General features: G+C 69.9%; 17 protein-coding genes, 1 tRNA gene and 2 pseudogenes. 12 read left to right on the plus strand and 8 right to left on the minus strand.

The genetic code is table 11. The features are described from left to right. Positions 1-15: 15 nt before the first annotated feature. From TR49_RS27395 to TR49_RS27405, 3 genes and pseudogenes are all read right to left on the minus strand, one after another. Entirely contained in the window at positions 16-582 is a 567-nt protein-coding gene (locus TR49_RS27395; protein ID WP_152627487.1) for a hypothetical protein, read from the minus strand. Between the two features lie 337 nt (positions 583-919). Next, a pseudogene (locus TR49_RS47075) lies at positions 920-1,184 on the minus strand (ISKra4 family transposase); the annotation flags it as partial. A 163-nt stretch (positions 1,185-1,347) separates the two neighbouring features. Further along, positions 1,348-2,067: an RICIN domain-containing protein gene (locus TR49_RS27405; protein WP_052434687.1), complete on the minus strand. Its 720-nt coding sequence runs from the start codon at positions 2,065-2,067 to the stop codon at positions 1,348-1,350. Between the two features lie 318 nt (positions 2,068-2,385). Between TR49_RS27405 and TR49_RS27410 the strand changes: the two genes are divergently transcribed. Continuing rightward, positions 2,386-4,710: an NB-ARC domain-containing protein gene (locus tag TR49_RS27410; RefSeq protein WP_084725520.1), complete on the plus strand. Its 2,325-nt coding sequence runs from the start codon at positions 2,386-2,388 to the stop codon at positions 4,708-4,710. A 375-nt stretch (positions 4,711-5,085) separates the two neighbouring features. On the opposite strand, the pseudogene TR49_RS47080 reads toward TR49_RS27410, so the two are convergent. The 3 genes and pseudogenes from TR49_RS47080 to TR49_RS27415 form a co-directional block, all read right to left on the minus strand. Continuing rightward, positions 5,086-5,242: pseudogene (locus TR49_RS47080) on the minus strand (helix-turn-helix domain-containing protein); the annotation flags it as partial. Between the two features lie 122 nt (positions 5,243-5,364). Continuing rightward, positions 5,365-5,538 (minus strand): hypothetical protein, encoded by a 174-nt coding sequence (locus TR49_RS44050; RefSeq protein WP_160311646.1) that lies wholly within the window; start codon positions 5,536-5,538, stop codon positions 5,365-5,367. A 263-nt stretch (positions 5,539-5,801) separates the two neighbouring features. Beyond that, positions 5,802-6,671, minus strand: coding sequence for a S1 family peptidase (locus TR49_RS27415; RefSeq protein WP_042386517.1), 870 nt, complete (start codon positions 6,669-6,671; stop codon positions 5,802-5,804). Between the two features lie 374 nt (positions 6,672-7,045). Between TR49_RS27415 and TR49_RS46465 the strand changes: the two genes are divergently transcribed. The 4 genes from TR49_RS46465 to TR49_RS27435 all read left to right on the plus strand — a co-directional run bounded on the left by TR49_RS46465 (position 7,046) and on the right by TR49_RS27435 (position 12,059). After that, positions 7,046-8,353 carry an AAA family ATPase gene (locus tag TR49_RS46465; protein WP_042386545.1) on the plus strand — a complete coding sequence of 436 codons (1,308 nt, stop codon included), beginning with the start codon at positions 7,046-7,048 and terminating at the stop codon, positions 8,351-8,353. Between the two features lie 115 nt (positions 8,354-8,468). After that, positions 8,469-10,130, plus strand: coding sequence for a TnsB C-terminal domain-containing protein (locus TR49_RS40390; RefSeq protein ID WP_052434695.1), 1,662 nt, complete (start codon positions 8,469-8,471; stop codon positions 10,128-10,130). Beyond that, on the plus strand, positions 10,127-10,870 hold the full coding sequence (locus tag TR49_RS27430) for an AAA family ATPase (protein ID WP_042386518.1): 744 nt from the start codon (positions 10,127-10,129) through the stop codon (positions 10,868-10,870). Before TR49_RS40390 ends, TR49_RS27430 begins: the two co-directional genes overlap by 4 nt. A 46-nt stretch (positions 10,871-10,916) precedes the next feature. Further along, positions 10,917-12,059: a hypothetical protein gene (locus TR49_RS27435; RefSeq protein WP_052434689.1), complete on the plus strand. Its 1,143-nt coding sequence runs from the start codon at positions 10,917-10,919 to the stop codon at positions 12,057-12,059. 163 nt (positions 12,060-12,222) lie between these two features. Here the strand turns inward: TR49_RS27435 and TR49_RS27440 are convergent, their stop codons facing one another. Next, complete coding sequence (locus tag TR49_RS27440; RefSeq protein ID WP_152627488.1) at positions 12,223-12,987, minus strand: hypothetical protein; 765 nt, start codon at positions 12,985-12,987, stop codon at positions 12,223-12,225. 125 nt (positions 12,988-13,112) lie between these two features. Between TR49_RS27440 and TR49_RS40395 the strand changes: the two genes are divergently transcribed. The 7 genes from TR49_RS40395 (at position 13,113) to TR49_RS27475 (ending at position 21,183) form a co-directional block, all read left to right on the plus strand. Next, positions 13,113-13,460: a GntR family transcriptional regulator gene (locus tag TR49_RS40395; RefSeq protein ID WP_052434691.1), complete on the plus strand. Its 348-nt coding sequence runs from the start codon at positions 13,113-13,115 to the stop codon at positions 13,458-13,460. Next, positions 13,447-15,708, plus strand: coding sequence for a helix-turn-helix domain-containing protein (locus tag TR49_RS27450; protein WP_042386519.1), 2,262 nt, complete (start codon positions 13,447-13,449; stop codon positions 15,706-15,708). The genes TR49_RS40395 and TR49_RS27450 overlap by 14 nt, the downstream gene beginning before the upstream one ends. Next, positions 15,708-16,334, plus strand: coding sequence for a helix-turn-helix domain-containing protein (locus tag TR49_RS27455; protein ID WP_152627489.1), 627 nt, complete (start codon positions 15,708-15,710; stop codon positions 16,332-16,334). The genes TR49_RS27450 and TR49_RS27455 overlap by 1 nt, the downstream gene beginning before the upstream one ends. 104 nt (positions 16,335-16,438) lie before the next feature. Beyond that, a tRNA-Met gene (locus tag TR49_RS27460) sits at positions 16,439-16,512 on the plus strand. A 190-nt stretch (positions 16,513-16,702) separates the two neighbouring features. Beyond that, positions 16,703-17,446, plus strand: coding sequence for an endonuclease domain-containing protein (locus tag TR49_RS27465; RefSeq protein WP_084725528.1), 744 nt, complete (start codon positions 16,703-16,705; stop codon positions 17,444-17,446). 618 nt (positions 17,447-18,064) lie between these two features. Further along, the gene (locus TR49_RS27470; protein ID WP_042386521.1) at positions 18,065-20,824 is read left to right on the plus strand and encodes a CHAT domain-containing protein; all 2,760 of its coding nucleotides are present in this window, start codon (positions 18,065-18,067) and stop codon (positions 20,822-20,824) included. Then, on the plus strand, positions 20,821-21,183 hold the full coding sequence (locus tag TR49_RS27475) for a hypothetical protein (protein ID WP_042386522.1): 363 nt from the start codon (positions 20,821-20,823) through the stop codon (positions 21,181-21,183). The genes TR49_RS27470 and TR49_RS27475 overlap by 4 nt, the downstream gene beginning before the upstream one ends. 365 nt (positions 21,184-21,548) lie before the next feature. Here TR49_RS27475 and TR49_RS27480 read toward each other — a convergent pair whose 3' ends face one another. Then, the gene (locus tag TR49_RS27480; RefSeq protein ID WP_084725524.1) at positions 21,549-24,020 is read right to left on the minus strand and encodes a DEAD/DEAH box helicase; all 2,472 of its coding nucleotides are present in this window, start codon (positions 24,018-24,020) and stop codon (positions 21,549-21,551) included. Positions 24,021-25,068 lie beyond the last annotated feature (1,048 nt).

A 25,068-nucleotide genomic window follows, 5' to 3' on the forward strand; every position in this document is an offset into this window, starting at 1 on the left:
GGTGGGTTGCGATGCTCATCGGGAGTAGGTGATCACGAAGTCGGAGTTGCCAGTGTCGGCAACGGAGGTGACGGTGACTCTTCCGTGGGCCCCCGCGTAGCTGCCCGTGCCGCTGGTGATCGTGAACTCCATCACGCTGTTGCCCGCGAGCTCCTGCGTGGAGTGATCGCAGATCAGCATCCCGCCGCTCAGCTGGAACTGAGCGGAGCAGGTGCCAGTGGTGGGGGCTTTGGTAATCAGGCAGTACAGATGGTCGCTGCCCACCGTCCGGGCCGAATGGTCTGCGTGGTTGCCGTCGTAGTCCGTATCGGTGCCAACCGCGTAACTGCCCAACGCCGGCACGGCGCGGGGATGGGAATCCGGCGTGCCGTCGGGCGCGTACAGAGCGGCCAAATCCTGGACGCCGTACAGATGCAAAGTAGTGGTGGTGCCAGACGTGCTGGAATGTGCAGAGGCGATGGCAGGAGACGGCGGACCCACGGTGGACGCGCTGGAGGACGAACATCCGCACGCAACCGCCACCATCCCCGCCGCAAGGGCGGCCGCCGTCGCCGTGCACCAGGGCCGGCGCGAACTGCTCATGGGCTCTCCAAGCTCGACATATAGACCCCTCGCATCACATTGTCCGCGCTGCATCCACGCCCTCTGCCTCGACCGGCCGGTCCTGACGCCAGGACCATCAGGACGACAGGCGCGGTACTCGACGCGGGCGGACCCCCTCCTGCCAACTGCCGGCATACTGGCCTCACTTGGGAGGCACCTCCGCCCGCGCCTCCGGATGGGCTATTCGGAGGGGATGGGGAATTTGCCGAGCCCGCCGCCGGATCGCCCCGGCGTACCCGGCTCATCGGATACCCCTCCGGCACGGACTCACCGCCGCCGCGATCAAACTGATCCGGCTTGACGGGTCTGAGGAGTCGACGGCCTCGCACCGGGAGACTGTCAGCTGTTCCCGCTCGGCCTGGGCGGTCATCTCTGCGGCGGTGCGGGCCGCCTCACCCGAAAATCGCGGTCAGACGGTCGGCCACCCACGCCTCGGCCTCGGCAGTTCCCGGTTTGTAGAAGGCGTGGGCAGCGGCCCAGACATACTCGGCGACGTGCACGAAGTCCAGCAGGACGTGGACCGTGACGCCGCGTCGGCCGGTCTCCGCTGCGATCAGGTCAAGCTGGTGGCGAACGCCATCGCCAACGCCTGGGCCACGTTGGACACGGCGGCCGGGCACACGCGCAGCCGCCCGGCCGCGCAGCCGCGCTCCTCCACAACTTGGCCTGGTTCAGTCTGAAACCACAGCACAGCGGCGCCCAGGTACGAGCCTGGCGCCGCTGGCGTTCTGATGCTCTTGGATGTCAGTGCCAGTACTGGTTGCTACCGCCGACGAACTGCCACAGCTGGACGCGCGTGCTGGGGTTGTTCATCGTGTTGGTGTCCGCGTCCAGGAAGTCGTGGATGCCGGCCGCACTGTCCTCGTTGGTGATCGTGCCGTTGGAGTTGACGGACCACCACTGGTTCGTGTTGCCGGAGATGAGGTCCCAGAGCTGGATCACGGTGCCGTTCTTGTTGAGGTTGTTCGCGTCCGCGTCCAGGTATCGGCCGCTGTACGCGTTCCAGAACCGGGCGTAGCTGCCGTAGTTGTCCTCGTACCACCACTGGTTCTTGTTGCCGGAGATGCAGTTCCACAACTGGACCACGGTGCCGTCGCGGTTGATCGTGCCGAGGTCGGCATCCAGGCATTTGCCCGTGTCGTTGTTGTAGAGGTAGAACGGACCCGTCCTGGCGAAGGCCGCGGAAGCAGCCCCGGTGGTGGCCTTCGTGCCGCGCGGTGCGGAGGGCGAGGTGGTGGTCAGCAGTCCGCCGTGCGTCGTCTTGATCCGGGGCGCGCCGGCGACCGGCACCGCGATCAGACCGTGACCGGTGGCGTCCTGCCGCACCGAGGCGGCCGAGCTCGTAGCTGACGTGGCGTGACTGGACGCCGTCGACGCGCTCGCCGTCCCGGTCACGGCCGGGATCGAGATCAGCGCCGCGACTGCGGCCATGCTCAGCACTGTGACACGCTTCTTGATGTTCACGAGATCACATCTCCTATGGATCAGTTGACTTCTCGCTCAACAGGGCTGCTCAAGAGACGAGCAGCCGCGATGACGACGACAATCCCGTACAAGTCCGTACACTGGCTGGGCTCTGGACCTGGGATGCGGATCCGGCCGCAACGCCTTGCACCTCGAGCCAGCCCCTTTCCCCCAGACAGCCCCGCTTGGAGTGGTCTTCAAACGGCGAGACCAGGATGCTCAGGGCGGTTGGGTGATGTCGTCTTTCCTGCACGAATTCGTACACCCCGCTCTTAGACTCTCTTTGGTCAGGGGCACGGCTTCACAGTCGGGGGTTTCATGGCTGAGCAGGGCGGATCCATGCCGGATCCGGGCGGGGCCAAGGATCTGGCGGAGTTCGTCGCTCTGCTCGGTGAGTTGCGGGCGTGGGCGGGGATGCCCTCGTACAGGGTGCTGGCGAAGCGGGTCGAGGCACTGATACGGCCGCCGCGGACGATCTCACCCTCCACGCTCGTGAACGCCTTCAAGACCGGGCGTCAGCGTCTGGACCTGGACCTGGTGGTCGCGCTCGTCCGCGCACTCGGCGCGAGCGAGGGGGCAGTCGATAGCTGGCGCCATGCGTGTATCAAGGTCCACGCACAGGCCAAGACTGGCGGCCCGGTCGGTGCGTTCCGGCAACTTCCGGCCGATCTGCGCACGTTCACCGGCCGCCAGGAGGAGCTCGCGCAACTGATCGTGGCCGCGACGCAGCATCATGACAGCGGCGGCGCGAGGACAGTAGTGGTCTCAGCGATCGAGGGCATGGCTGGCGTGGGCAAGACCCAGCTCGCGATCCATGCCGCCCATCAGCTCGTCCGGCTCGGCCACTTCACCGACGTTCAGCTGCACGTCAACCTCCGGGGCTTCGACCCCGAGCTCCCACCCGCTGACCCGTCCGCAGTACTGGAGGCCTTCCTGAGGCACCTGGGCGTCCCGGCGCAGCAAATCCCCGCAGGTGTCGATGAGCGCGCCGCGATGTACCGTGACCGGCTCCAGGACCGCAGCGCGCTGGTCCTGCTGGACAACGCCGCAGACGAGGACCAGGTCCGCGACCTGATACCGGCCAGTCCAACCTGTCTGGTCATGATCACCAGTCGCCGTAGCCTGGTCGCGCTAGATGGGGTCTCCCCCCACCAGCTCGACGTCTTCACCGAGACCGAGTCCCTCGATCTCCTCTCCCAGATCGCCGGCCCCGACCGCGTGGCCGACGAACCAGAGGCTGCCGCCCAGATCGCCGAATACTGCGGCCACCTGCCTCTCGCCGTCTCTTTGGCCGCGGCACGTCTGCGTTCCCGGCCCACCTGGACCCTGCAACACCTCGCCGACAAGTTACGCGCGGGACGCCTGACCGCCATCCGCGCCGACGGTCGAGCCCTGCGCCCGGCCTTCAACCTCTCCTACCAGGAACTCGACGCGCCACTGCGCCGGATCTTCCGGCTTCTCGGTCACCACCCCGGCCCCGACGCCACACCCGCCCATCTGGCCGCCCTGGCCGACATCACCGCAGAGGAGGCCGAGGATGCCCTGGAGCAACTCCAGGACGAGCACCTCCTGGCCCAGCCCACTCCGGGCCGCTACGAACTCCACGACCTGCTGCGTCTGCTGGCCGCCGAACTCGCCGCCGCCGAACCGGAACCCGTCGCTCCACTCACACGGCTCGCCACCTGGTGCGTAGCCACCGGGTATGCCGCAGCCGCCCTCATCGGCACCCCGAACCTGACCGGCGCCCCCGCGCAGGCCGCCGAGACTCCAGGCTTCGAAAGCTATGACGACGCCCTGACCTGGTTCGACCAGGAGCGAAACACTCTCGCTGCCGTCCAGCACGCCGCGGCCGAGGCCGGACTGGCCAGGCACGTGTGGCAGCTCGCAGAGACCCAGAAGCAGTTCTTCGTCGTCTGCCGCCACCTCGACGACTTCCTCGCCGCGCAGCAGTTGGCGCTGGTCGCCGCCCGGGCCGACGGCGACCGCAGAATCGAAGCCCAGATGCTGACCGTGCTCGGAGGCGCGTACTGGATGGCAGGGCGGCTCGACGACTCCGAGGACTGCTGCCTGCAGGTCCGCCGCCTCTACCAGGCCCTGGGCGACGCGACGGGTGAGGCGTCCGCACTGATGGCCCAGGGCGTGGTGCAGAACCATCGGGGACACCCAGAGCGCTGTGTCGACCTCATCACGCAGGCCCTCGCCCTCCTCGCCGGCCCGGACACGCTCCATCTGCGCGGGCAAGCGCTCATGAACCGCGCAGTGGTGTACAAGACCGCGCAGCATCGCCGTCCGCAAGACGTCGCTGACCTCCGCGAAGCCCTGACGATCTTTCAGCATGTGGGCGACCGTCGCGCCGAGGCCCTCGCCGTGGGCAACCTCGCTGACTTCCACCTACTGGACGCCGACCTTGATCTGGCGCTCCGCCTCTACCACGAACAGCAGAAGCTCGCCCGCGAGCTCGCGGACGCCTACGTTGAAGCGGAGTCACTGCGCGGAGCCGGAGACGTTCACGCCGCGGCCCACCGAACGGCGCAGGCACGACAAGCCTGGACCGAAGCCCTCGCCCTCTACGAGAAGATCGAGCACCCCAAGGCCGCCGAGGTTCGACAACGCCTCCAGACCGCCGCCGAGACCGCACCGTAGGGAGCCCGGCTGGTGCGGGGACAGCAACGATGGTGGCCGGTGCCGGTCGACGGCGTGCACACGAGCCGCCAGCGGCGGCTGCGGGTACCTGGCGGGGTGAGTGGTGCATCGAGGACGGCCACCCACACCACGGCCAGGCTCGGCTCGGCGAACAGATGCCGGGCCCACGGGCGATCGCGGGGCGCCCGTCCTGGAGCTCGGTCTGGACGGCGCGCTGGCGGTGGTCCGTCGGCACATCAGGCACCGGTGTACCCCGTCGTCGGACAGCTTGAGTAGCTGCTGGCGGCCGTCGCATGAACAGGGAGGACACTGATCGGACTGTGCAGGGTGCCCGCTCGTCTCTTCTACTGACCTTCGAGGTGTGATGTCGTCAGGGCGAGACCATCGCTGCACCGAGCGCAAGCTGACCCGTAAGTCCTTGGCGACCTCCCCGGTGGTGGCTCCGATGGAGAACCGCTCGGCTGCCTCCATCCGGATCCGCTCGAAACGCCTGCCGTTCAGGCGTCAGCCCACCACCCTGCGGATACCTCATACACCCGGCATACCGCGACGATTACACTCCGTCAGCCCCAACGACACCACGCCCCGAAAGTCAGTAACGCCAGCCCTCGGCCCGACTCGGACCGAGGGCTTTACCAGTACTGGGGGAGGGCGTCAGGCACTGCCCTTCAGGAGCTGTGCGTAGACCCGCTCGATGAGCTCCTGGGTGGTGGGTTCCATCTCGACGTCCAGGGCCCGCAGTTCTTCCTGGAGGTGGGAGACGACCCGCTGGACCTCGGCGCGGTTGCCGCCGACGGCCTCGAGGGCGATCCAGTCCCTGTACAGCATCTCGGCCGCGGTGCGACATGCCGGTTTGGCGTCAGTAGGTGTGCTGTCAGTGACAGTACGGTGGCGGGATGGCTTTTTCGGCTGTTCGGCGGGTTGCTGGGGGTCGGGGTGGCCGCTGACGTGAGGGTGGCATGGTGGGTGCTTTTCTCTGTCATGGTGTGGTGTTTCAGCGGCTCTGGTGCTGTCGTGGGGGCGGTATGTCTGATGACGGAGGGGGGCGGGTGTTCCGTTTTGGTGGACCGCCGGGGCCCGGAGTGGTCTGGTCAGTCGGTGTCGGTGTGGCTGGCAGTGGTCGTCTGACGAGCGAGGAGTTGCTGCTCGGCGTGCTCTGCCCGCTCTTGGGCCATGTCGTCGCGCAGTAGGCGCTCTGTGACTTTCCAGATGGGGGTCACGATGGAGATTGCTGTCATGGCGTCGATCCTCAGGTCGCTGCGGACTGTCCAGTGTCCGGGTGGCGCCTGCTCCTTGACCGGGATCGGGATCAGCTTCTGGCCCGTGTCGATTCCGAGGAGCCGGATCTCCGTGCTTGGGTTCGCGTAGGAGTTGCCGCGGAAGCTGCCGGATTCGATCAGCAGGCAGACGGCGGAGCCGCTGAAGCCCGACAGCGTGTGCATTTCCACGAGATAGGCCTCGACCCTGTGGCCCCGGCCGTCCAGGATTGGGTCATCGCGATTCGGCATCAGGGAGATGTTTCCGAACCGTGCGACCGGGTTGTTGGCCGCGCGCCCAGCGTGTCCGCTGAACCTGCCGATCATGAACGTGTCGTCGCCGGGTCCCACGTTGAGTTCCTGGGCTTCCTCCGGGGTCAGGGCCATCGTCTCGATGGGGAACTGGACGGTGTTCGTACAGTCTGAGACCGTCAGTCGGGCCACGGCGTAGTCGTCCGGGATCCCGGTCTGCCAGTCCTCGTTGGGGATGTTCACGATACGGCCGTCATCGAGTCGTACCCACTGGCCGCCGCTTTCCACAACGTGGGCATTGGTCACCACGTAGCAGGTCCGCAGGTCCGATTCCGGGGTGCCGTGGCTGACAAGAAACCCTGAGCCGCCCTCCGGCAGCCCTTCGAGCGCGGCGTCCTGAGACGGGTAGATGAAGACAACAGCCTTGAGGAAGTCGTCTGGGATACGGGGCACGGCTTGACCACCTGTCGCGGAACGGGGGTGCCGTGTCGTGGGTTTGGTGGCACCGGGGTGTTGATCCGCTGGTCATCGTAGTCCGCGTAGGGCCATGTCAATTCCGTTTTAGGTTGGGCGAATTGGCCTCCCTGTGGACCCCAGGGGTGGTGCGCCGGCGTGGCACCAGCATGGTGTCCACGGTGCTGTCATGGGCCGGTGTGTCGCTGACGTCTGCTGGTACACCCACCCCGCCCGCACTGTCATGGGAACGGCACTTTCTGCTCTCGCGGGTGCGGCGGCTGCCCATGGTGGTGGGTGTCCCCGGTGCCGGGGTGGGCGTCGTGGAGGGCGGGTCCGGGGTGGCGGTGCGAGCGCGTGGCCGCGGTGCTGACGTGGTCTCGGATGTGTTGCCGGTGTTGTCGGTCGAGCGGCCGGTGCTGGTGGCCCGGCTGCTGGAGTTGAAGGCGGCGGGGGCTTTGGCGTCGGCGCATGTGCGGGCCGGGGCGCAGGTGGCGGGGGTGAATGTCCGCACGGTGTGGCGGTGGTTGGAGACCGCGGAGGCGGAGGGGCGTTTCGAGCGGCGGCCGCGGCGGGGGTTCGTGATCACTGATGAGCAGTGGGATGTGCTCGGGCGTGCGGGTGGGTCGGTGGCGGTGCTGCACCGGCACCTGAAGGCCACGGCGGGCGAGGGTGCGCGGGTGCCGTCGCTGGCGACGTTGTACCGGGTGGTGCACCGGGACCTGGAGGCGGGTCGGGTGCTGCCGGAGCGGGAGGCCGATGCCCGGGCCCAGGTGCGGATGGAGCGGGCGTTGACGGATCTCGCGCTGGCCGGCCGCGCCGAGGATGCTGCGGCGGGCCCGGAGCGGGGCGGGGCAGGGTATGCCCCGTCGCCGGCCGGCCGGACCGTGCCTGGGGCGGGTTCGGGGCAGCCGGGTAGGTCGGTGGGGCGGCCGGGCGTGGTGGCGGGTGTGGTGCTGGCGGCGGGAGCCGCGCTGGTGCGCACGGAGGCAGTCGGCGCGGTGGCGCAGGCGTTGGGGTCGGCGGTCGCGGGTGCCGGCCAGGGCATTGCGTGTGTGTACGGGGATACCGGGCGGGGCAAGACGGTGGCGCTGCGCGCGGCCGTGGCGGGGCTTCCGGCAGGGTTCGAGGCGGCCTGGGTGATGACGCCGGTGCGCCCGTCGCTGGCGGAGCTGCGCCGGGCGGTGTTCGACGCGCTGGGCTTGGCGGGCCGGTTCCCGCAGCGCTCCGCCCAGGCCGACGCCCTGATCGTGGAGGCGCTCGCCGAGCCGTGGGTGCTGGTGGTCGACGAGGGCCAGCGGTTGCCGGTGCCGTGCCTTCAGTACCTGCAGGGCCTGTTCGACCATCTGGGGACGCGGGTGACGCTGGTGCTGTGCGGGGCGGGTGTGGAACGTGCGGTGGTGCGCCTTCCGCAGTTGGCGTCGCGGGTCAGCGCCTGGCAGGAGGTTCCGCGCCTGCCTGCTGCCCGGGTGCCGGAGGTGATGGGTGACTTCCACCCGTTGTGGCGCACGGTGTCGGCCAAGGACCTGAGGTGGATCGACGGCGCCTGTGCGCGGGGCGGCTTCCGTGCGTGGTCGGCGCTGACCGTCCACCTGCAGAACGCACTGCTGACCGTCCCGGACGCGCAGGTGGACAGGACGGTGCTGCGCCGGCTGTTCCGGCGCGTGGGCCCGCCGCTGTGACTGGTGCCGCAGGGGCCTCGCAGAGGAGTTGGATCGGAAGGGAGACGTGGCGGTGGACGGGGATCCAGAGGTGCATGGGGCGGGCACCGGCGGGTCCGCGTTGCCGGCCGCGTCGCTGGCGGCGCTTCGCGGCCCCGCGGTTCGTCGCCTGCTGGAACTGCGCGAGGGCGGCGCGCTGAAGAGCGACCATGTCCGCTCGGTGGCCGCTGCCTTGGCGGTCTCGGAGCGGACGGTCTGGCGGTGGCTGGCCGCGGCGCAAAGCAACCCCCACGCTGCCGCCGCTCCTGGGTTCCGCGACCGGAGAGCGACGCGGTTCACGGTCACCGAGGAGGTGCGGCGGCTGCTGGCGCTGTGGAAGGGGAACGTGGCAGCGGTCCAGCGCGAGCTCGCCGCCCGTGCGGCCGCCCGCACCGCGATGGAGACGGCGCTGGAGGCGGCGCCGGGCCCGGGCCGGGGCGTGGTGGGGGTGCCGTCGCTGACGACGCTGCACCGGGCGATCCGCCGGGACCTGTCCGCGGGGGAGCGCGCGGGGCTTGCGGGCGGGGAGCGGGCCGCGCGCAAGCACGACGTGTTCCTGTCCCGGCCCCGGGGCTGGCGCAATCAGGTGTGGGAGACCGACCATGTCCAGGTCCCGGTCCGGGTGGACGTCGAGGGCCGGCCGCAGCGCCCGTGGATCACCTGGTTCGTCGACTGCGCCACCTGCGCGGTCACGGGGGCCGCGGTCACCCCGGGCGCGCCCTCACGCGAGTCGGTCCTGGCGGCGCTGCGGTCGGCCGTGCTGACCCAGGAGCCCTACGGCCCGTTCGGCGGCCTGCCCGAGAGGGTACGCGTGGACCGCGGCAAGGACTTCCGCTCCAGGGCGGTCGCCGCCGCGTTCACCGCCCTGGACGTGACGGTCGAGGAACTGCCCGCCTACACCCCGCACTTGAAGGGCACGGTGGAGGGCCTGAACCGGTCGGTGGAGTCGATGTTCCTCGTCGCACTGCCCGGCTACGTCCGCCAGCCCCGCCCCGGGCGGCGACCGGCCGCGCCGAGGGACGAGGAACTGCTTTCGTTCGAGGACTTCACCGAGCGGCTGCTGGAGTGGATCGGCTGGTGGAACACCGAGCACCATCCCCGGGGCCTGGGCGGGCGCACCCCACTTCAGGCCTGGCAGGCCGACGCCACCGTGCTGCGGGAGATCCCCGCCCGCGACGTGTGGACGCTCACCCTCGAGGACGCCGGAATGCGGAAGATCACCACCGGGGGCGTACGGTTCCGCAACCGCAGCTACGTGGCCGCGTGGATGACCGGGCACGCCGGCGCCCAGGTACGCGTGCGCTACATGCCGCACCACGACCACGAGATCGAGCTGTTCGACCCCGTAAGTGGCCGCCACCTCGGCTCCGCTCACCTCGCGGACCAGGCCACCCCCGACCAGATCAGCGCCGTGCGCACCGCCCGCCAGGCACGCTCCCGACAACTGCGCAAAGACCTCGAGGCATCGCGGGACCGCGAGCGCTACGCGGCCGCCACCGTCCCCGGCCCGCCCCGGACGCTCACGGCGCTCACCGCTGCCGAGGCCGAGGGGGAACTGGCGGCCGCCGATCGCACCGACCTGGCGGCGCTCGCTCTGCCCGACCTGCTGCCGCTGGCCGCGCCGCCACCTGGCTTGCCGGTTCCCGCGTCGGTGGCTGCCCGCCTCGCCCGCGCACACCCGACCCCGCCCGGACCTCACCTGGTCGAGCCCGCGCCCGACCCCGCCCCCGACCGTCTGCCCGCTTGGGAGGAATCGTGACCGGATCCTGGCCGCACTACGTTGACCTGCCCGGCGCGCAGGTGGTCTCGACCCGGGCGCTTCTGGTCGCGCGGGAGAACTTGTCCGACACGATCGCGGCGCGGGCGATGATGTGTGTCCACGGTGCCGCGGGGCTGGGCAAGACGCTCGCGGTCAACACCTGCCTGCGGGAACTGGAGCCGGCCGAGGACGTGCGCCGTCTGACGTTCCGCGCCCGCCCGACCGCCCGCGCGGTGCGCTACGAGCTGTTCACGGCCCTGGATCTGCCGGGCGAGCCGCCGCGCCATCCCAGCGAGTTCGACCGCCTGCTGAAGACCACACTGGCCGAGCACCCGCGCACCCTGCTGGTGGATGAGGCCCAGTGGCTCAACTCGGAGGCGTTCGAGTACTTCCGCTACCTGTGGGACGAGCCCGCGACCCAGCTCGCGATCGTGTTCGTCGGCGGAGCCGGCTGCCACACCGTGCTGCGGCGTGAGCCGATGCTGTCCTCGAGAGTGTTCATCTGGCAGCAGTTCTCCCGCCTCACCCTGAAAGAGGTCAAGGAGACCATCCCGCTGTTCCACCCGATCTGGGCCACCGCAGACCCCGCCGACATCGCCTTCGCCGACGGACACGCCGCGCACGGCAACTTCCGCGCCTGGGCCCAGTTGACCGCCCATGCCCGGACCGCGCTGGCCCGCACCGGCCGCTCGCGCATCGACCAGGAACTGCTGCGCTGGGCCTTCAGCCGCCTCGCGTGAGCCCTCGCCCCGCGTGCCCGCGACGAACCGTGACGGAGGGTTCCTGATGATGACCTGTTCCGACCCGCCCCCGGTCACCGTGGTGCTGGACCCGTTCGACGACGCGCTTCACACCCGTGCCGCGCTGGCGGCGCACGACCCCGGCGCCGGCCGCCTCACCGTCCATCCCACTCCCGGCACCGACTCCAGTGTCTGCCTCGCCTACGACGTGCTCGCCGCACTGGGCAAACCGGTCCCCGTCAGCGGCTATCCGGGCCGGGCTGCCGGGCCGCCGTGGGCGATGGCCGCCGCCTGGATCCTCGCCACGTCGATCACCCGCCTGACGGTGCTGCGCGCCCACCTGCTGGACCGGCGCCGCCTTCAGGACCTGCTCGATCTCCGCTCCCGCACCGGCGTGCGCCTGGTCCTGGTCTGCCACCGCGGAACGGTCCCGGCCCCGGTGGAGCGGATGCTCGCCCCTGTCGGCTACCGTCTCGCGCACGCCTGCGCCGTGCTGCCCGGCGTACCGGACCCTTCCGTGTCCCAGTTGCCGCCCTACCGGCCGCTCGCGGGGCGCTGGCTTCCCCTGTCGGCGCTGACGACCCTGGTCGCGGCCGACGGCCCAGACCGCCGCTGCCGCTGCACCGCACCCGCCGCCCAGGCCCGAGGCTTCCACCCACCGCAGATGCGCGCATCGGTAGCGGAGGAGATCGCCCACCGGCTCCACGCGGCGACCGCCCACCCGCATCTGGCCGCCGAGCTGGCCACCGCGGTCTTCACCGCCGCGTCCACCACACAGCTGGCCACCGTCCACCCGGGCGACCTGACCACTGGAGCGACCGCGATCACCCTCCACGACCCGGGCCGGCTGCGGCGGGGCTGCCTGACCCACCAGGTGCCCTCCTGGGCCCGCCCCTTCCTGCTGGCCGCCGCCTACCTGCGCCGCATCGCCGCCGTGCCCGACGAGCCGCTGTTCACCCCGCCCTTCCCGACCCGCGGTCTGCCCGCGCTGACCCGCTTCGCCGAGGCCTGCAAGCTGCGCCCGCCCCAGCCACGCCAGTCCCGCCCGGCCGCGGGAACCCGCGGGCGCCAGTCACCCAGCAAGACCGTCTGGCCGCTGAGCGCTGCGCACTACCACTACCCCTGGGCCGTCACCGAAGACCTGCGGGGATGCCCGCCCCCGCCCTCGTCGGGTCGGCGGCGGACCTGAACGCGGTCCTGGGGGAATCGCCATGTCCTGCTGCATGACCCGCGATGGGATGCCGGGCGCTGCCCGGTTCCGGGGGCGCGGCGAGTCCCGCCGGATGTTCGAGTCCGAGTCGGCCCGAACCCACTGAACCCGCGTGTGTGGCCGACAGCTCGCGACGCGGACACTACAGGTGGATGCCGGGTGGGCGGAGAATGCGGCTGTCCAGGGCGATGGCGTGCTCGAAGCCGCCGGCCATGGTGGTGCCGTTGAGGTCCCGGGTGCGGGGGCCGGGCCCGCGCACATGGAGACCTTGGGGGTCCACCCAGACGTGCGTGTCGCCGTACCGCATGTCGAGGCGGGTGATATCGATGCGGTCGGGCACCTGGAACGAGGCCTCGAACTGGAAGTCCCCGGGGCCGTGGCGCAGCGTCAGCCGGGTGCCGATGAAGGTGATGTCCCAGGCGGTGGTGGCCAGCACGATCTCGTTCGCGACGATCAGCAGGGCGACCTCGCCCGAGCGGTCGGGAATGCTCGCATTGAGTTCGAGGTGCCCGTCGTTGTTGAAGTCGAACGCGATCGGCTCCTGGTTGTTCACCAGCATCGGGACCAGGCGCCGCCCCTCGGACAGGAAGCGGTTGCCGCCGAGCAGCATTTCGCACCGGCCGCCCGAGAAGTGCAGTCCGTAGGGGTCGGTGACGCCGCGGGATCGATTGAAGGGCTCCCTGTTTGCTGCCTGCACATCCGTGCGCGACAGGAGCCCCTTGGTCTTCTCCAACTCGTGGAGCGGACACAGCAGGGTCAGGTTCTCCCTCTCGTGCACTGGGTTCTCCGCGTACTCCACCATGTGCTCGTAGATGTAGAGCGGACAGCCACAGATGACGCATCCGAAGCCGCACCACTGGCGCACCTGGCGCTGCATCTCCGCTTTGATCGCCTCACGATCGCCCACCATGGCGGCCCCTTTCTTCGGCGGAGAGTGATGCTGTCACGGTCCGGCCGGCACGAAGGACAGCTTTCACTTCCAATGCCTATCACGTCTTAGGATAGTTACTGACAGTCTGTTAGGGTTGTGGGATGCCGCTCTATCGGGACATCTACGCCGACCTCCGCCGGCGGATCGCCGAAGGCGAATGGGAGGTCGGCGACCGACTCCCCGACCTCCAGGCGTTCATGGAGCACTACGACGCCTCACTGAACACCGTCCGCAGGGCTACCACGGACCTGCGCGACGAAGGCGTCCTGCGCATCTCCCAGGGCGAGGGCACCTTCCTGGCCGCACTTCCGCAGCCCACCGGCGAGGAACTGCTGGAGCGACTGCGCAACGCCCAGGCCGCGATCGGCGACGCCATCGCCGCCCTGGAAGCCGTGAACCGGAAGACCACGAACACGACGCCGGAGGGAACGTCCGATGCCCAGCGGTGACGACGACAAGTTCGCCGGCGTCGACGCGTTGCTCGCCGCCGTGAACGCGGGCACGGTGTTGCCCGTCCCGGCCGAGCGGGTGCGCCTGCGCGAGGCTGCCGGTCTGACCGTGGCCGCGGTGGCGCAGGCTCTGGGCACGCGTGGCCCGACGTTGGAGTCCTGGGAGGCCGGGCGCAGCGAGCCGACTGGTGACAAGCTTGCCGCCTACCGGCGCCTGCTGGAGGGCCTGGCCCAGCGCTACCCCGCCACCCCGGCCCCCGTGGAGCCGACCCCGACGGCCCCTGCGCCGGCGGCGACACCCGGCCCGGACCGCACCGAGCCGGTGCAGCCGGCCCCGACCGCTCCGACCACGCCCCGGCCCCCGGTCGCGGCCCCGATGCCTCCGGAGCGTTCCGCGCAGCCGTCCCCCCCGACCACGCGGACCGCCGCGCCGTCCCGGCGTCCGGCCTCGACCCCGGCCCGCACTGGCAGCCGACCCGCCGCGCAGCGGCCCGCGGAATCTGCCGCTCGGTGGTGGCCCGCGGTCGCCCTGGACGCCGCGCCGGATCGCTGGGTGCTGGACGTGCCGCAGGTCCCGGCCCCGGCCGGACCGAAGTTGACCGATGTTCTCGCGTGGCTGGGCACGGGTCTGCCGCTGCGGATCGAGCGGATTCACGCCGCTGGTCGCGGCGGCGACGGCATCGTCGTCCTGACCGCCGGAGCGCTCACCCAGCTCGGCCTCCCCGTCACGCTGCCGTCGACGGACAAGGCCCTGGCCGCGTTGCAGGCGAAGCTGGCGAAGGCCGCCGCGAGCGTGGGCATGGAGGTCTCCGAGCAGATCGGCCCGACGTTCCACGCCTTCCGGCGCAAGGGTGCCGCGGGCGGCCCCCGTACCTCCCTGCGCGTCCTGGTCGCCCCGTGGCTCGGGCAGGGCGACGCCCGCCAGCAGGCCACCAGTTCCCTTGCCGCGCCCCTCGCGACCGGTGTGGACGGCAGTACGGACGGGCTGACGCTGGCCCGGCGGATCCGCGCGTTCACCGCCGACCTCGGCGTCGCGCCCGGCGCGTCGACGGCCACGACCGCGATGCTGCTCCTGGACGCCGTGCGCCCCCGCATCGAGTGGGAGCGGGACGAGACCACGGGGGAGTGGACCCACCACCTGCGCGACGGCGCGCTCCCGGCCGGGGACCTGTGCGTCGCCCCGGCCGCCGGGGCCAGGCACCCGCTGACCCGTCAGCTCCTGTCCGAGGGCGGGGTGGTGTGTGAGGAGGAGGACTACAAGTGGTGGGCCCGCCCGCTCACCGCCGAGGAGGCGACCAGGCGGTTCGCGGTCGCGGTCGACGTCTGCGCCTCCTACCTGTCCGTGACCGAGTCCCTGCGCCTGCCCGTCGGCCCGCTCAAGCTGGTCAAGCAGCCAGTGTGGGACGAGAAGACGGCCGGCCTGTGGTGGGCGGATTTCACCACCACGCCGGTGGACGAGCTGCTGCCGCACCCGGCGACGTTCCACGGCATGCCGCCCACGGGGCCGGGCTGGTACGCCACCCCGACCGTCGCCTACATGGCTTCGGCGTACGGCTTCGACCCGGGCACGATCACCGAGGCGTACCTGTCGACGCACACGGCGCCCATGCTGAAGGAGTGGACCGGCCGGCTGCGCGCGGGCTACAAGCGCACCTACGCCGTCCTCGGCCTGGTCGACGGCCTCGGCCCGGAGGCCTTCCTCGACATCTACGCCCTCCACAAGGACATCGGCACCGACGAGGACCTGGCCGACGCGCTGACCCTGGCGAAGCTCTACAAGAACGTCTACAAGGGCGGCATCGGCAAATGGTCCGACTCCGCCCGCCACCTAGACGACCAGACGTGGCTGGAGAAGGTCGCCGCCTCGTGGGCGTACCGGCCCGAGATCCGGTTCCACATCATCGCCGCCGCCCGCATCGCCGCCCACCGTCGCCTGCGCAAGACCCTCCAGCTGACCGGCCGGGCCCCGTTCGCGGTCAACGTCGACTCGTACTTGTACGCCACCGACGCCCCGTCACCGATCGAGCTGCTGCCGGTCAAGGACGACGGCTCCCCGGTCCCCGGCGCGCTGCGCCTGGGCATCGCCCCCGGCTCCCACAAGCACGAGTCCTCGTTCCCGCTGGCCGAGGCGGTGGCGGCGATGGAGCAGCAGGTGCACCCGTCCCGTCTGGTCCACCAGTACGGCACCGACGGCAACCCCATCAGCGACGCCCAGGGCGACGACGTGCAGGAAGAAGGTGAGTTCTGATGGCGGGCAGGGGCATGTTCGGCCGGGTCCGCGGGGCGCTGTTCCCCTCGCGGAAGGCCCCAGTGCAGGCGACCACGCGGGCCGAGCACGTCCGTGACAAGCTGTTCGGCGGCTCCACCCGGGCCATGGCCGCCGCGTACGGCGTGAGCCAGCGGACCGTGGAGCGCTGGATCAAGGGAACCCGCACACCCCCGGAGCTCTCCCGCGCCGCCGAACGGCGCTGGGAGAAGGAGAACGCCGCCCGCGAGAAGCAGGGCCGACCGCCGCTCCCGCGCCCGGCCACGTCGGCCGACCGGCTGGCGAACGATGCGGTCCGCGCGCAGACCACCGAGCGCGGCCGCCAGCGCAAGGCCAAGCAGCTGCAGCAACTGCGCTTCTCCGGCCACACCGCCCGCGTCGGCCGCGCCACCACCTTCACCATCCGCGGCTCGGACGCCGTGCGCTCCCGCGACGTCCACGTCACCCTGACCGGCGAGCAGGCAGCCGCCCTGGCCCTGGCCGACACCGAGGAGCAGGTGCGTGCCGTCATCGGCCAGGTCCTCGCCGACTACTTCAACGGCGGCCCCTACGGCGGCTTCGGACCAGGCGACTTCGAATGGGACGAGAACGAGTTCGACGTCCGCTGACTCCCGCGCAGCTGCGCCCCTACGGCCTGGGGCCGGTGGCCGCGTGCTGGCCTGGAAAATTGAGCGGGGTGTTCCAGGTACAGCCACTACACTGGTTTCACCGACGCGGGGTGGAACAGCTCGGTAGCTCGCTGGGCTCATAACCCAGAGGTCGCAGGTTCAAATCCTGCTCCCGCTACGACACGTGGGGTCCGGCGTTCGCCGGACCCCACGGTGCTTTCCCGGGCTGTTCAGCCGCGGGCGTCCTTCCTCGCCGACAAACCTGACGGGTTGCCCGCCGCGCTTGGCCGTGGTCCAGGGGCGCACAGAGAGCTCGGCCGTAGCCCATTACCAGCGACAGCGCCGCCCCGGGCGCTAGCGTGGCCTCCATGGCCACGTCCACTCCAGGTCCGCGCGACGACACCCAGGGAACGGGCCGCCGCGCCGCCACGGCGCGCCCGTACCGGGGAGAGTTGGAAGGCCACCTGTACGTGCCCGCGAGCAGGAAGCCCGGCTACCAGCAGGCGTCTGGATGGCTCTGTGCGGTGTGCCAGCAGGCGCCCGCGTCCGTCCTTGATCATTGCCACGAGCACGGCTACGTCCGCGCGCCGGTCTGCCCCTCCTGCAACTCCCGGGAGCGCCCGGAGTTCCTCTACCGCACCGATGTCCTGGTCGGCAGCCGCTACGAGGGCCTGTTCGGCACCCAGGCCGAGGACTGGCTGCGCCATTGGCACCGCTGCCTGGGCTGCCGCACCCGCACCACTCTGCCGCTGCCGCATGTGGCCGGGCTGACCGCCCACCTGGCCGCAGCCGAGCTGCGCCCGACGCACCGCTCACCGGGCAGCGCGCGGGGACGTAAGCCGTGCGGGGTGCTGCGCGCGTCGTGGACCGGGAGCCAGAACGCGCCCGTATCGTGCGAGATCACCGTGGCCGTGGATTTCTGCCCGAGCGGGGAGCACCGGATTTTGGCGCGTGTCTCCTACCGTGACGCGGTCGACCGCTTTCGTACGTGGCTGGCCGTCACGGCCCCTGGTGTGGCCGCTGCGGCCGGCCCCGGTCGCCACGACGGCATTCCCGCCCAGTTCCGGCCCGTGATCGCGGACACCAGCGGTGAGGGCCTGGCCCTGTTCTGAAGATCGGCGGTGACGCCCGCCGCTCGGCCCCGCGCCCCACGGCTCTACTGCCAGCGCATGCCGAGTTCGGTGAGCCGCTGGCCGCTCCGTGTGGATGGACGCCCTACTGCTGCGGCTGTTCGCGAGGAACAGCCCGAGGTGACGACTGCGGTGTTGCCGTCGTCCACACGATCTCCTCCTTGTGGCTGCAGGGCGTCCAGATGGACCTCACGCGCCCGGAACTGCGCGGCGGCGAAAGACCCTGCGGCGCTCCTTCTCCGAGTGCCGCACAGGGCTCTGGGGCGCTCGGTGGGGGCCAGGGGCCACAAGGCCCAGGACGTGGTGACACATCCACTGCTGCGCCGGTGTGAGCTTGTCTGAGCGCAGCTGCTGGGTCCGCGCCCACCCGGCGAGGTCCTCACCCCTGTTCCGACGCACGCTCAAAAGCTGATCTTCGGGTCTGCGTGGACCGCTTCAACAACGTGCGTTGAAACCAATGGCCGAGCGGTTGACGATGGTCCCACATCTTGATCCCTGATGCGTAACTGCTCTCTATTTCATAAGAGTTGATGGGATTTCTCATCTCTCCAAGTGTGTCAGTGGCCTCTCGGGGGAACCGTGTGGGCCAGGGAGGGGCAGATGACTTTCGCGGCAGAAGAACTGCAGGATCTCAACCTTGCGCGGTTGAAAGCCGAGGCGGCTCTGACTGAGGCGGGCATTCACGTGGTGACGGGTGCGCTCACGCCCGAGCGTGAGCAGGCCGTTCGAGATGCGGCCGAGCGGCTCACCAGCATCGCTGACCGTTTCCAGCGTGCGTTCGATGCGAGCCCGGGAGCTCCAATCCTGCCGGCCACGGAGCCGGCGACCGCGCTACTGCGTGCTCAGGCGCTCGCGGCGGAGAAGCTGGCAGAGCTTGAGGAAGCTCGTGGCGATGCGGCAGCGGCCACGTCGCTGTACGACAAGGCGGCAGACGCTTGGCTTGCGGCCGGACGCACAGCCGACTTGCTGCGCTGCTTGGCTGCGGCGCGCTACTCCGGGCGGGATGAGAGGAACCTTGACGAGGACATCACCCGGCTGCTGGCTCGGCTCAACGCCATCGACCATTCTGATCAGCGCACGGCTGGCGAACGCGCGGCCCTGGAGAGCCAGCTTGCGTATGTGTACTACCACGCGGGGGATTCCGTGGAGGCTTTGCTGTACTTGGAGCGTGCCCGCGTTGCGTTCCGCGATTCGCTTGTGCCTCCGCTTCCGGTTCTCCCCGAGGGGCCGCTGGGGCTGTCACCTGAGGTCATGGCCTATCTGGTTGCGCTTCAGGAGCGGGGCGAGCACTGGCAGGTAGGGGCTGACATCTCGCAGCTGGCTCTGCAGTTGGAGCCGAACGCGGAGAACCAAGCGGCCTTCAAGGAAGCAGCCGCGGCAGCGGGTGCCGACCTCGATGAAGCTCCTTGGGACCGTCTTCTCGCCCACGCGGATCAGGATTTTGCGGAGGCCGTCGAGACATGGCGGGCCGCGGCATCGAAGCCGTCCCAGATCGGCACGTTGGCGGCCGAGGTCGCGGACCTTGACCAGATTGCGGCCTCAGGCCTTGCGTCGGGGCCTGAGCGCGATGCTGTGCTGCTGTCGGCGCTGGATCGGGCTGTGCAGTTGATCGCTGATGCACAGGCGATCAAGGATCCGACGCTGCTCCTGGTCATCGGCGATCTCGTCGCCATCGGCGAACGTACGCATGCCGATCTCCTGCTCTTGGTCGGGCGCCCCCAAGATGCGCTCGAAGCCGCCCAGCACGGTTTGAAGCTCCTGAACGAGCAGCGGCGCCCAGACGTGCGAGCATCTCTGCTCCTGCGCGTTGTCCGAGCGCATTTGGCGCTCGATTCCCCTGAGCAGGCGCTGCAAGCTGCCAGCGAGGGCATCGACTTGGTAGAAGAGCGGCTGCGGTACAACACGAGCGGTCTCTACACCCGCGACAGCCGCCTGCGCCCGTGGGTGGAGCTGTACCAGGCCGCAGCACGCTGCGTCCTGGCCACCGGTCGGAGCGCGCACGGAGTCGTGTACTTTGCGATGCTTGCGAGAGCGCGACGAATCACATGGGACAAGCAAGGCCTGGACCTCGCGGGTCTGGAGGCTCTCGACGACGAGCGTCCGGCAGAGCCGGCTTCCACGCCCAAGACACCCAAGACGCCCAAGGACGCTAAGGCCGAGGACCTGCGGCGGCGGCGGCGCCTCGCGTGGGACGCGGCGCTCGCCCACACCTCAAGCTGGCCGCCCCCGTCCCCGGCGGCCGCGATAGTCCAGCAGCGCCTGCGCCGTGGCGAGGCTGCGCTTGTGTACTACTGGGTCGGTGAGCGCGATCTCGCTGTTGCCCTGCTTACACGCGACCGGGTGAGCGTTGACATCCGGCAGCTCACCGCTGCTCGGCGCGACCGGCTCGCTGAGTGCATCGATACCCTGCTCGCGGAGGGCCAGGATCACTTCCAGGCGGCGCAGCGCGTCTTGAGGGACATCGCTGAGTGGGCCGATGCGCTGCTACCTGACGATCCTGCCCTGTTGTCCGCAGATCGCCTGTTCGTGAGTGCTCACGGGATCCTGCACGGCTTCCCCATTCACGCTCTCACGCTTCAGGGAACACAGCTCGGCGTTCGGTTGCCGGTCACCTACCTGCCCAATCTCAGCGTTCTTGCCGAGGAGGCTCCGCCGTTGCCCGGCCCGGACACCCTGATCCTCGGCGTGTCGCAGTTCCCCGCTCACGCTGGAATGCTCGACCTCAGCGGCGCCGAACCGGCCTTGCGACAGGTTGCCGATCTGCACCGCGACGACGGCCGCCGAGTGACCACGCTTCCCCAGCAGACCTCTCGCCGCTACCTAAACGATCTGCTTCGCAGGCCCGGAGCAGAGCGATACGGGGTGCTGCACCTGAGCACGCATGGGAGCAGTGTCCTGGCCGCGTCGCCCTTGGAGTCGAGCCTGCTTCTCCACGACAGCCATATCGACGGCCTCGACATCGCCGCGTGGCGCCTGGACGGTGCTGTCGTCGTGGCGACGGCCTGCTCCTCCGGGCAGCGCTCCCTGCTCGGGCGCTCTGGTGCCGGACGGGGGCTGGCCGGAGACGAGATTTTAGGCCTCCAGGCTGGCTTCTTCGCCGCCGGGGCGGAGTCCGTCCTTGGGACATTGTGGCCGGTGAGCGTCGATGTCGCTGCCAGGGTCACGCACGGTTTCCATCACGCTCTGCTGGGGGGCGCGACCGCGGACCGAGCACTGCACCGCGCTATCGCCGAGTACCGGGTGTACGCAACAGGTACAGACGCCCTGTCCTATCGGTGGACTCCGTTCTTCCTCAGTGCCAGGACTCGGCCCCGCCCCTTCCCGAGCGCCAACCCAGACCCGCAGGAGACGGCCCGATGACTGACCATGTCCAGGTCTTGATCTACTGGAAATTTGCGACGCGGGAGGAAGGTGAGGTTGCCGCCCAGGTCATCGACCGGGAGCTGGGGCAGATGGCTGGCGCGGTGGCCGTTGTCACCTCGGTCGAGTCGACCAGCATGGGTCACGAGGAGCTGGTCCAGCAGGTCATCACGGTCCTTGAGGTTGCCAACACGGTGTACGGAACTGGTGAGCTGATCAAGCATCTTCGCGGCAAGGTAACGGCGTTGAAGGAGCACCTCCACGGCGCACGCGAAGTCAGCATCGACGCCCCTGATCCGGGGAACGCCCCGGGTGAGGCGGATGAGTCGGACGAAGCTGGGACCTCCGCCAGCCAGTAGGTGACTGACCTGTAAAGGTGGATGCGTCGTGCAGGAACACGGCGTATCCACCAATTCGCGCCTGGCTGCCCCCGGCCGCCTGGCGAGCTTCGTCCGGCCTGGCTGCTCGTTGCGCGCTGGTGTGCCGTTGTGCGGTCGTGTGGGTTGAGCGCGCCGTGTGTCCACACGGGGTTGCAGCTCTCCCGCTCGGGTTGCCGGTTCGGCGTTCTCGCGGCTGTGTCGCGATCCCGTGTGACACCTCTGGCCTGCGGAGAAGTCCCGCGATTGGGTGGCGCCAGCCTGGCGTGTGAACCCACCGGGTCCCGAGCCCCCTGGCCCCCGGCCTGCGCCCGCCTCGTCCGTGCCGCTGCACTCCTACCTGCGGTTTATTGCCATCTCATGTCGAGTTGGGTGAGCCGGGCTGCGCGTTCGGTGGGGATGGACGCCCTCCTGTTGCGGGTGTTGGTGAGGTAGAGGCCGAGGCTGACGAGTTCGGTGGTGCCGTCGTCGAGCACGATCTCTTCCTTGTGCCCTCTGGGGGCGTTGAGGTGGCCTTCTCGGGCCCGGAACTTCTCTGCCGCCAGCAGGTTGCGGCGTTCCTTCTCTGCGTGGCTGACGGGGCTTTTGGGGCGCTGTTCGGGGGTCATGGGTTCCAGTCCGAGGACGTGTTGGCACATCCACTGCTGCGCGGGTCCGAGGTTGTCCCAGCGCAGTTGCTGGGTGCGGGCCCATCCGGCGAGGTCTTCGCCCTGGACCGCGATGCTGCCGGGCTCCGCGCCCAGCAGGACGCCGCCGGACTGGACGTGGCGCCGGGCCAGGGTGAAGCAGCGCTGCCACTCCAGGGGCCAGCCGGTGGGGCACCAGGCGGGGTCGATCGCGTCGTACGCGGCCTTGCGTTCCGCGGGGAGCGTGCCGGTCCAGTCCAGACTGGTCTCGCCGGCCTCGGCGCGGCGCTGGAGCGCCTGGGTGCGGCGTTGGGCGGTGCGGGCGTTCTTCATGATGGTGCCGACCGGTAGGCCGTTCCACACGGCGTCGTTCGGCGGGCAGGCGTGCCCGTGTTCGTGTGCGTAGCCGGCGACCGCGGTGAGGTTGTCGGTGAAGGCCGTGTCGAAGTGGCTCCACACGAACCCCTGCTCCTCCAGCAGCGAGACGCGTTCCTCGTCGAGGACGCCGGCGGCCTTGTAGCGGCGCTGGTCGGCGACCCAGACCCCGAGCGGGTGCCCGGAGGGAGCCTTGTGGGCGTAGGGCACCTTCACGTCCCCGAACGCCGCCTTGTAGACCAACAGCTCGGCAAGTCCCCGCCGAAACTCCTCCCGCTCGGGCTCCAGCACCCGGGTGGCGATGAACGCGGCGATCGCGGCGGGGTCACGCCGGGTGGAGAACGTCAGCAGCTCCCGCTCCCCGGACGCCGACGCCTCCGTGCTGCTGCGCGGCTTTCGCTCCGCTCCCTCGGCCCCCTCGGACTGTGGCATCGCCAGGCGTTCGATCGCGGCGGCGTCGTGGGACCGCAGCGCCATGAGGATCTTCGACAGGCCGTTGTACGCCTTCGAGGTGAGCAGCTGGTGGTCGCCGTCCTCGCCGGGCGCGAGCAGGATCGGGGCCACGATCGTGGCGATTTTGCCGCTGCCGGGCTGCATCCGCAGGGCGCGGCCGACGGCCTGGACCAGGTCGACCATGGAGCCGCGGACGTCCGCGAAGAACACCGCGTCGCAGTGGAAGGTGTCCACACCTTCGCTGAGGACCTTGACCGAGGCGAGGATGTACCGCAGCCGCCGCCACCCGTCTTCGGTCAGCAGTGACGCGAACTCCTCCAGCACCGCCTTGCGCTCCTGGGGCGTGTGGGCGGACTCCAGCCACGCGGTGCCGATCTGCGCCGGGGTCGGGTGCAGCGCCGGGTCCTGCTCCCACAGGGTGCCGGCGGTCTCCAGCAGGCCGGTGCTCATCGCGCGTGCTTCGGCGACCCGGTGGTGGAACGACAGGACCCGGCCCAGGTCCCACTCTGCTGCGGCGGTGAGGGCGGCGGTCTGCAGCGCTGCGAGGCGTGCTCCGCGGTACTCGACGGACCGATCGTCCAGGCCGCGCTGGTCCAGCTCGTGGAGCAACGGGTCGTGGACGTCGACGCACAGGATCCGGTAGGGGGCGATGACGCCGTCGCTGATGGCCTTCCCGAGCGGGTAGTCGTGGGCGATGGGGCCGAACTGGGTCTCGTCGTCCATGCTCGCGATCAGCTCGGCCTCTTCCATCCCGGCCGCCGCAGCCCGCTCCAGGTCCCCTTCCCGGCCCTGCCACAGCCTGGGGGTGGCGGTCATGAACAGGCGCCGGTCGGCCGGCACCTTCGCGTTGTCCAGGATTGCCGCCCACGGCCGCCCAGCAGCCCCGGAGACCCGGTGCGCCTCGTCCACGACCGCGAGCGACCACGGCTCCAAACCCTGCTGGTGGGCCTCTTCGAGGTAGCCGAGCCCGAGCGAGTGGTAGGTGGCGAAGACGGTGACCTTCCCCGGCCCCTTCGTCCAGGCCACCAGCTCGCCGGGATCGGTGGTGCAGTCGATCCCCGGCTGCTCGCCGGCCTTCAGCGAGCACAGCCCGAACATCCGCCCACCGCGCCCCTCGGCCTGCCACACCCCGACGGTCTGCTCCAGCAGTGCCAGTGAGGGCACCAGGACGAGGACCCGCTCGGCGTGGAGCCGGGAAGCTACGTGAACCGCCGTCAGGCTCTTGCCCGCGCCCGTCGCCGCACGGATCTGGCAGCGCAGCCCCTCCAGAGGGACGATCCCGGACGCGGGCACCGTCAGAAGTCGTACCGATGAATCGCACGCCTCTTCCTGGTGCGGGCGGAGCTTCTTTGCCTTGCTTATCATGGCGACATCACTTCCTTTCCCAAGCCTTTTCAAGCGAGTTATTCGCCGACCGTTCCGCCGCCCAATGCGGGTTCCAGGACGTGCTCCCACTGCTACCGGGCCTTGTTCAGTCCTGCCCGCGCTGTGTCACGGCCTGGGCCGACGATTCCTCTGGTCACCAGATGCGGGCCCGTGGGACGATCGCTTGTGGGTTTCGATGAAGCTAACGCCCGCTCACTCCGGCGGCTGGTGTTCGGGGTTGCGGCCGCAGTGGGTGGTTCCTGGTGCGGCATAGCCGCCCTGGCTGTGTTGAGCGTGCTCTGGCCGCGCGACCACGTGCCGCAGATCCTGCTTGCCGCCTGGGTCCTGGCAACAGTGGCGAGAGTCGCCTACCGATGGCCCAAGGAAGCTCCAGGACGAAAGAACCGCGCAGGTGACATCGTGACAGCTCCTGCGATTGTGCTGCTTTGGCTAGTCGGTTACTGCTGGAAGACCCTGCGCCGCTAGCTGCGCCCTGGACCCGGGCGGGCAGGACGTCACCGGGCGCGATACCCGAGCTCCCAGGCGAAGGCCCGTACGCGCCGGGCGACGCCCTGTTCTGGAGCACACCTGACCGACGTCGGCAGCAACCGCCCCTGGGGTCTGGGAAGGGGAGGGGCGCGCGCCTCTGCGCGTGGTGGCTGCTCTTTTCTTCAGCTTGGATAGTGCCGCTATCGTGCATTTCTCTCCCCTTTCTTGTTCCGTGTTTCCGTATGGTCCGGGATAATGTTTCCGTGGCGTCGTTTGGTCTGTCTTTTTCAGCGCCTGGAAGAGTCCCCCGGAGGCCTCTGCCTATCCCAGAGTCTAGCGCGTCACCATCTTTGATGCATGCGAACGCTGAACCCCCGTCACCACACCACCCCAACGAGTGATCCACCAAGGGTGCGAAGCACCTCACCCCCCAACCACTCCCACCAGGCCCAGCCCGTGCCCGCGGTGCGGCATCCCGCCCGCCGCCGCGGGTGACGGCCTGTCTGGTGGCGGCGGGCGCAGCCCGTGCCACCCCCACCCCGTGACGCAGGCTCAGGAT

Source organism: Streptacidiphilus melanogenes, assembly GCF_000787835.1.
Taxonomy (GTDB): Bacteria; Actinomycetota; Actinomycetes; order Streptomycetales; family Streptomycetaceae; genus Streptacidiphilus; species Streptacidiphilus melanogenes.

What these genes read in the sequence shown, in the direction of transcription:
- TR49_RS27395 (WP_152627487.1), bottom strand. Translation starts at nt 582, where the DNA reads ATGAGCAGTTCGCGCCGGCCCTGGTGCACGGCGACGGCGGCCGCCCTT.
- TR49_RS27410 (WP_084725520.1), top strand. Translation starts at nt 2,386, where the DNA reads ATGGCTGAGCAGGGCGGATCCATGCCGGATCCGGGCGGGGCCAAGGAT.
- TR49_RS44050 (WP_160311646.1), bottom strand. Translation starts at nt 5,538, where the DNA reads ATGCTGTACAGGGACTGGATCGCCCTCGAGGCCGTCGGCGGCAACCGC.
- TR49_RS27435 (WP_052434689.1), top strand. Translation starts at nt 10,917, where the DNA reads ATGATGACCTGTTCCGACCCGCCCCCGGTCACCGTGGTGCTGGACCCG.
- TR49_RS40395 (WP_052434691.1), top strand. Translation starts at nt 13,113, where the DNA reads ATGCCGCTCTATCGGGACATCTACGCCGACCTCCGCCGGCGGATCGCC.
- TR49_RS27450 (WP_042386519.1), top strand. Translation starts at nt 13,447, where the DNA reads ATGCCCAGCGGTGACGACGACAAGTTCGCCGGCGTCGACGCGTTGCTC.
- TR49_RS27455 (WP_152627489.1), top strand. Translation starts at nt 15,708, where the DNA reads ATGGCGGGCAGGGGCATGTTCGGCCGGGTCCGCGGGGCGCTGTTCCCC.
- TR49_RS27465 (WP_084725528.1), top strand. Translation starts at nt 16,703, where the DNA reads ATGGCCACGTCCACTCCAGGTCCGCGCGACGACACCCAGGGAACGGGC.
- TR49_RS27470 (WP_042386521.1), top strand. Translation starts at nt 18,065, where the DNA reads ATGACTTTCGCGGCAGAAGAACTGCAGGATCTCAACCTTGCGCGGTTG.
- TR49_RS27475 (WP_042386522.1), top strand. Translation starts at nt 20,821, where the DNA reads ATGACTGACCATGTCCAGGTCTTGATCTACTGGAAATTTGCGACGCGG.
- TR49_RS27480 (WP_084725524.1), bottom strand. Translation starts at nt 24,020, where the DNA reads ATGATAAGCAAGGCAAAGAAGCTCCGCCCGCACCAGGAAGAGGCGTGC.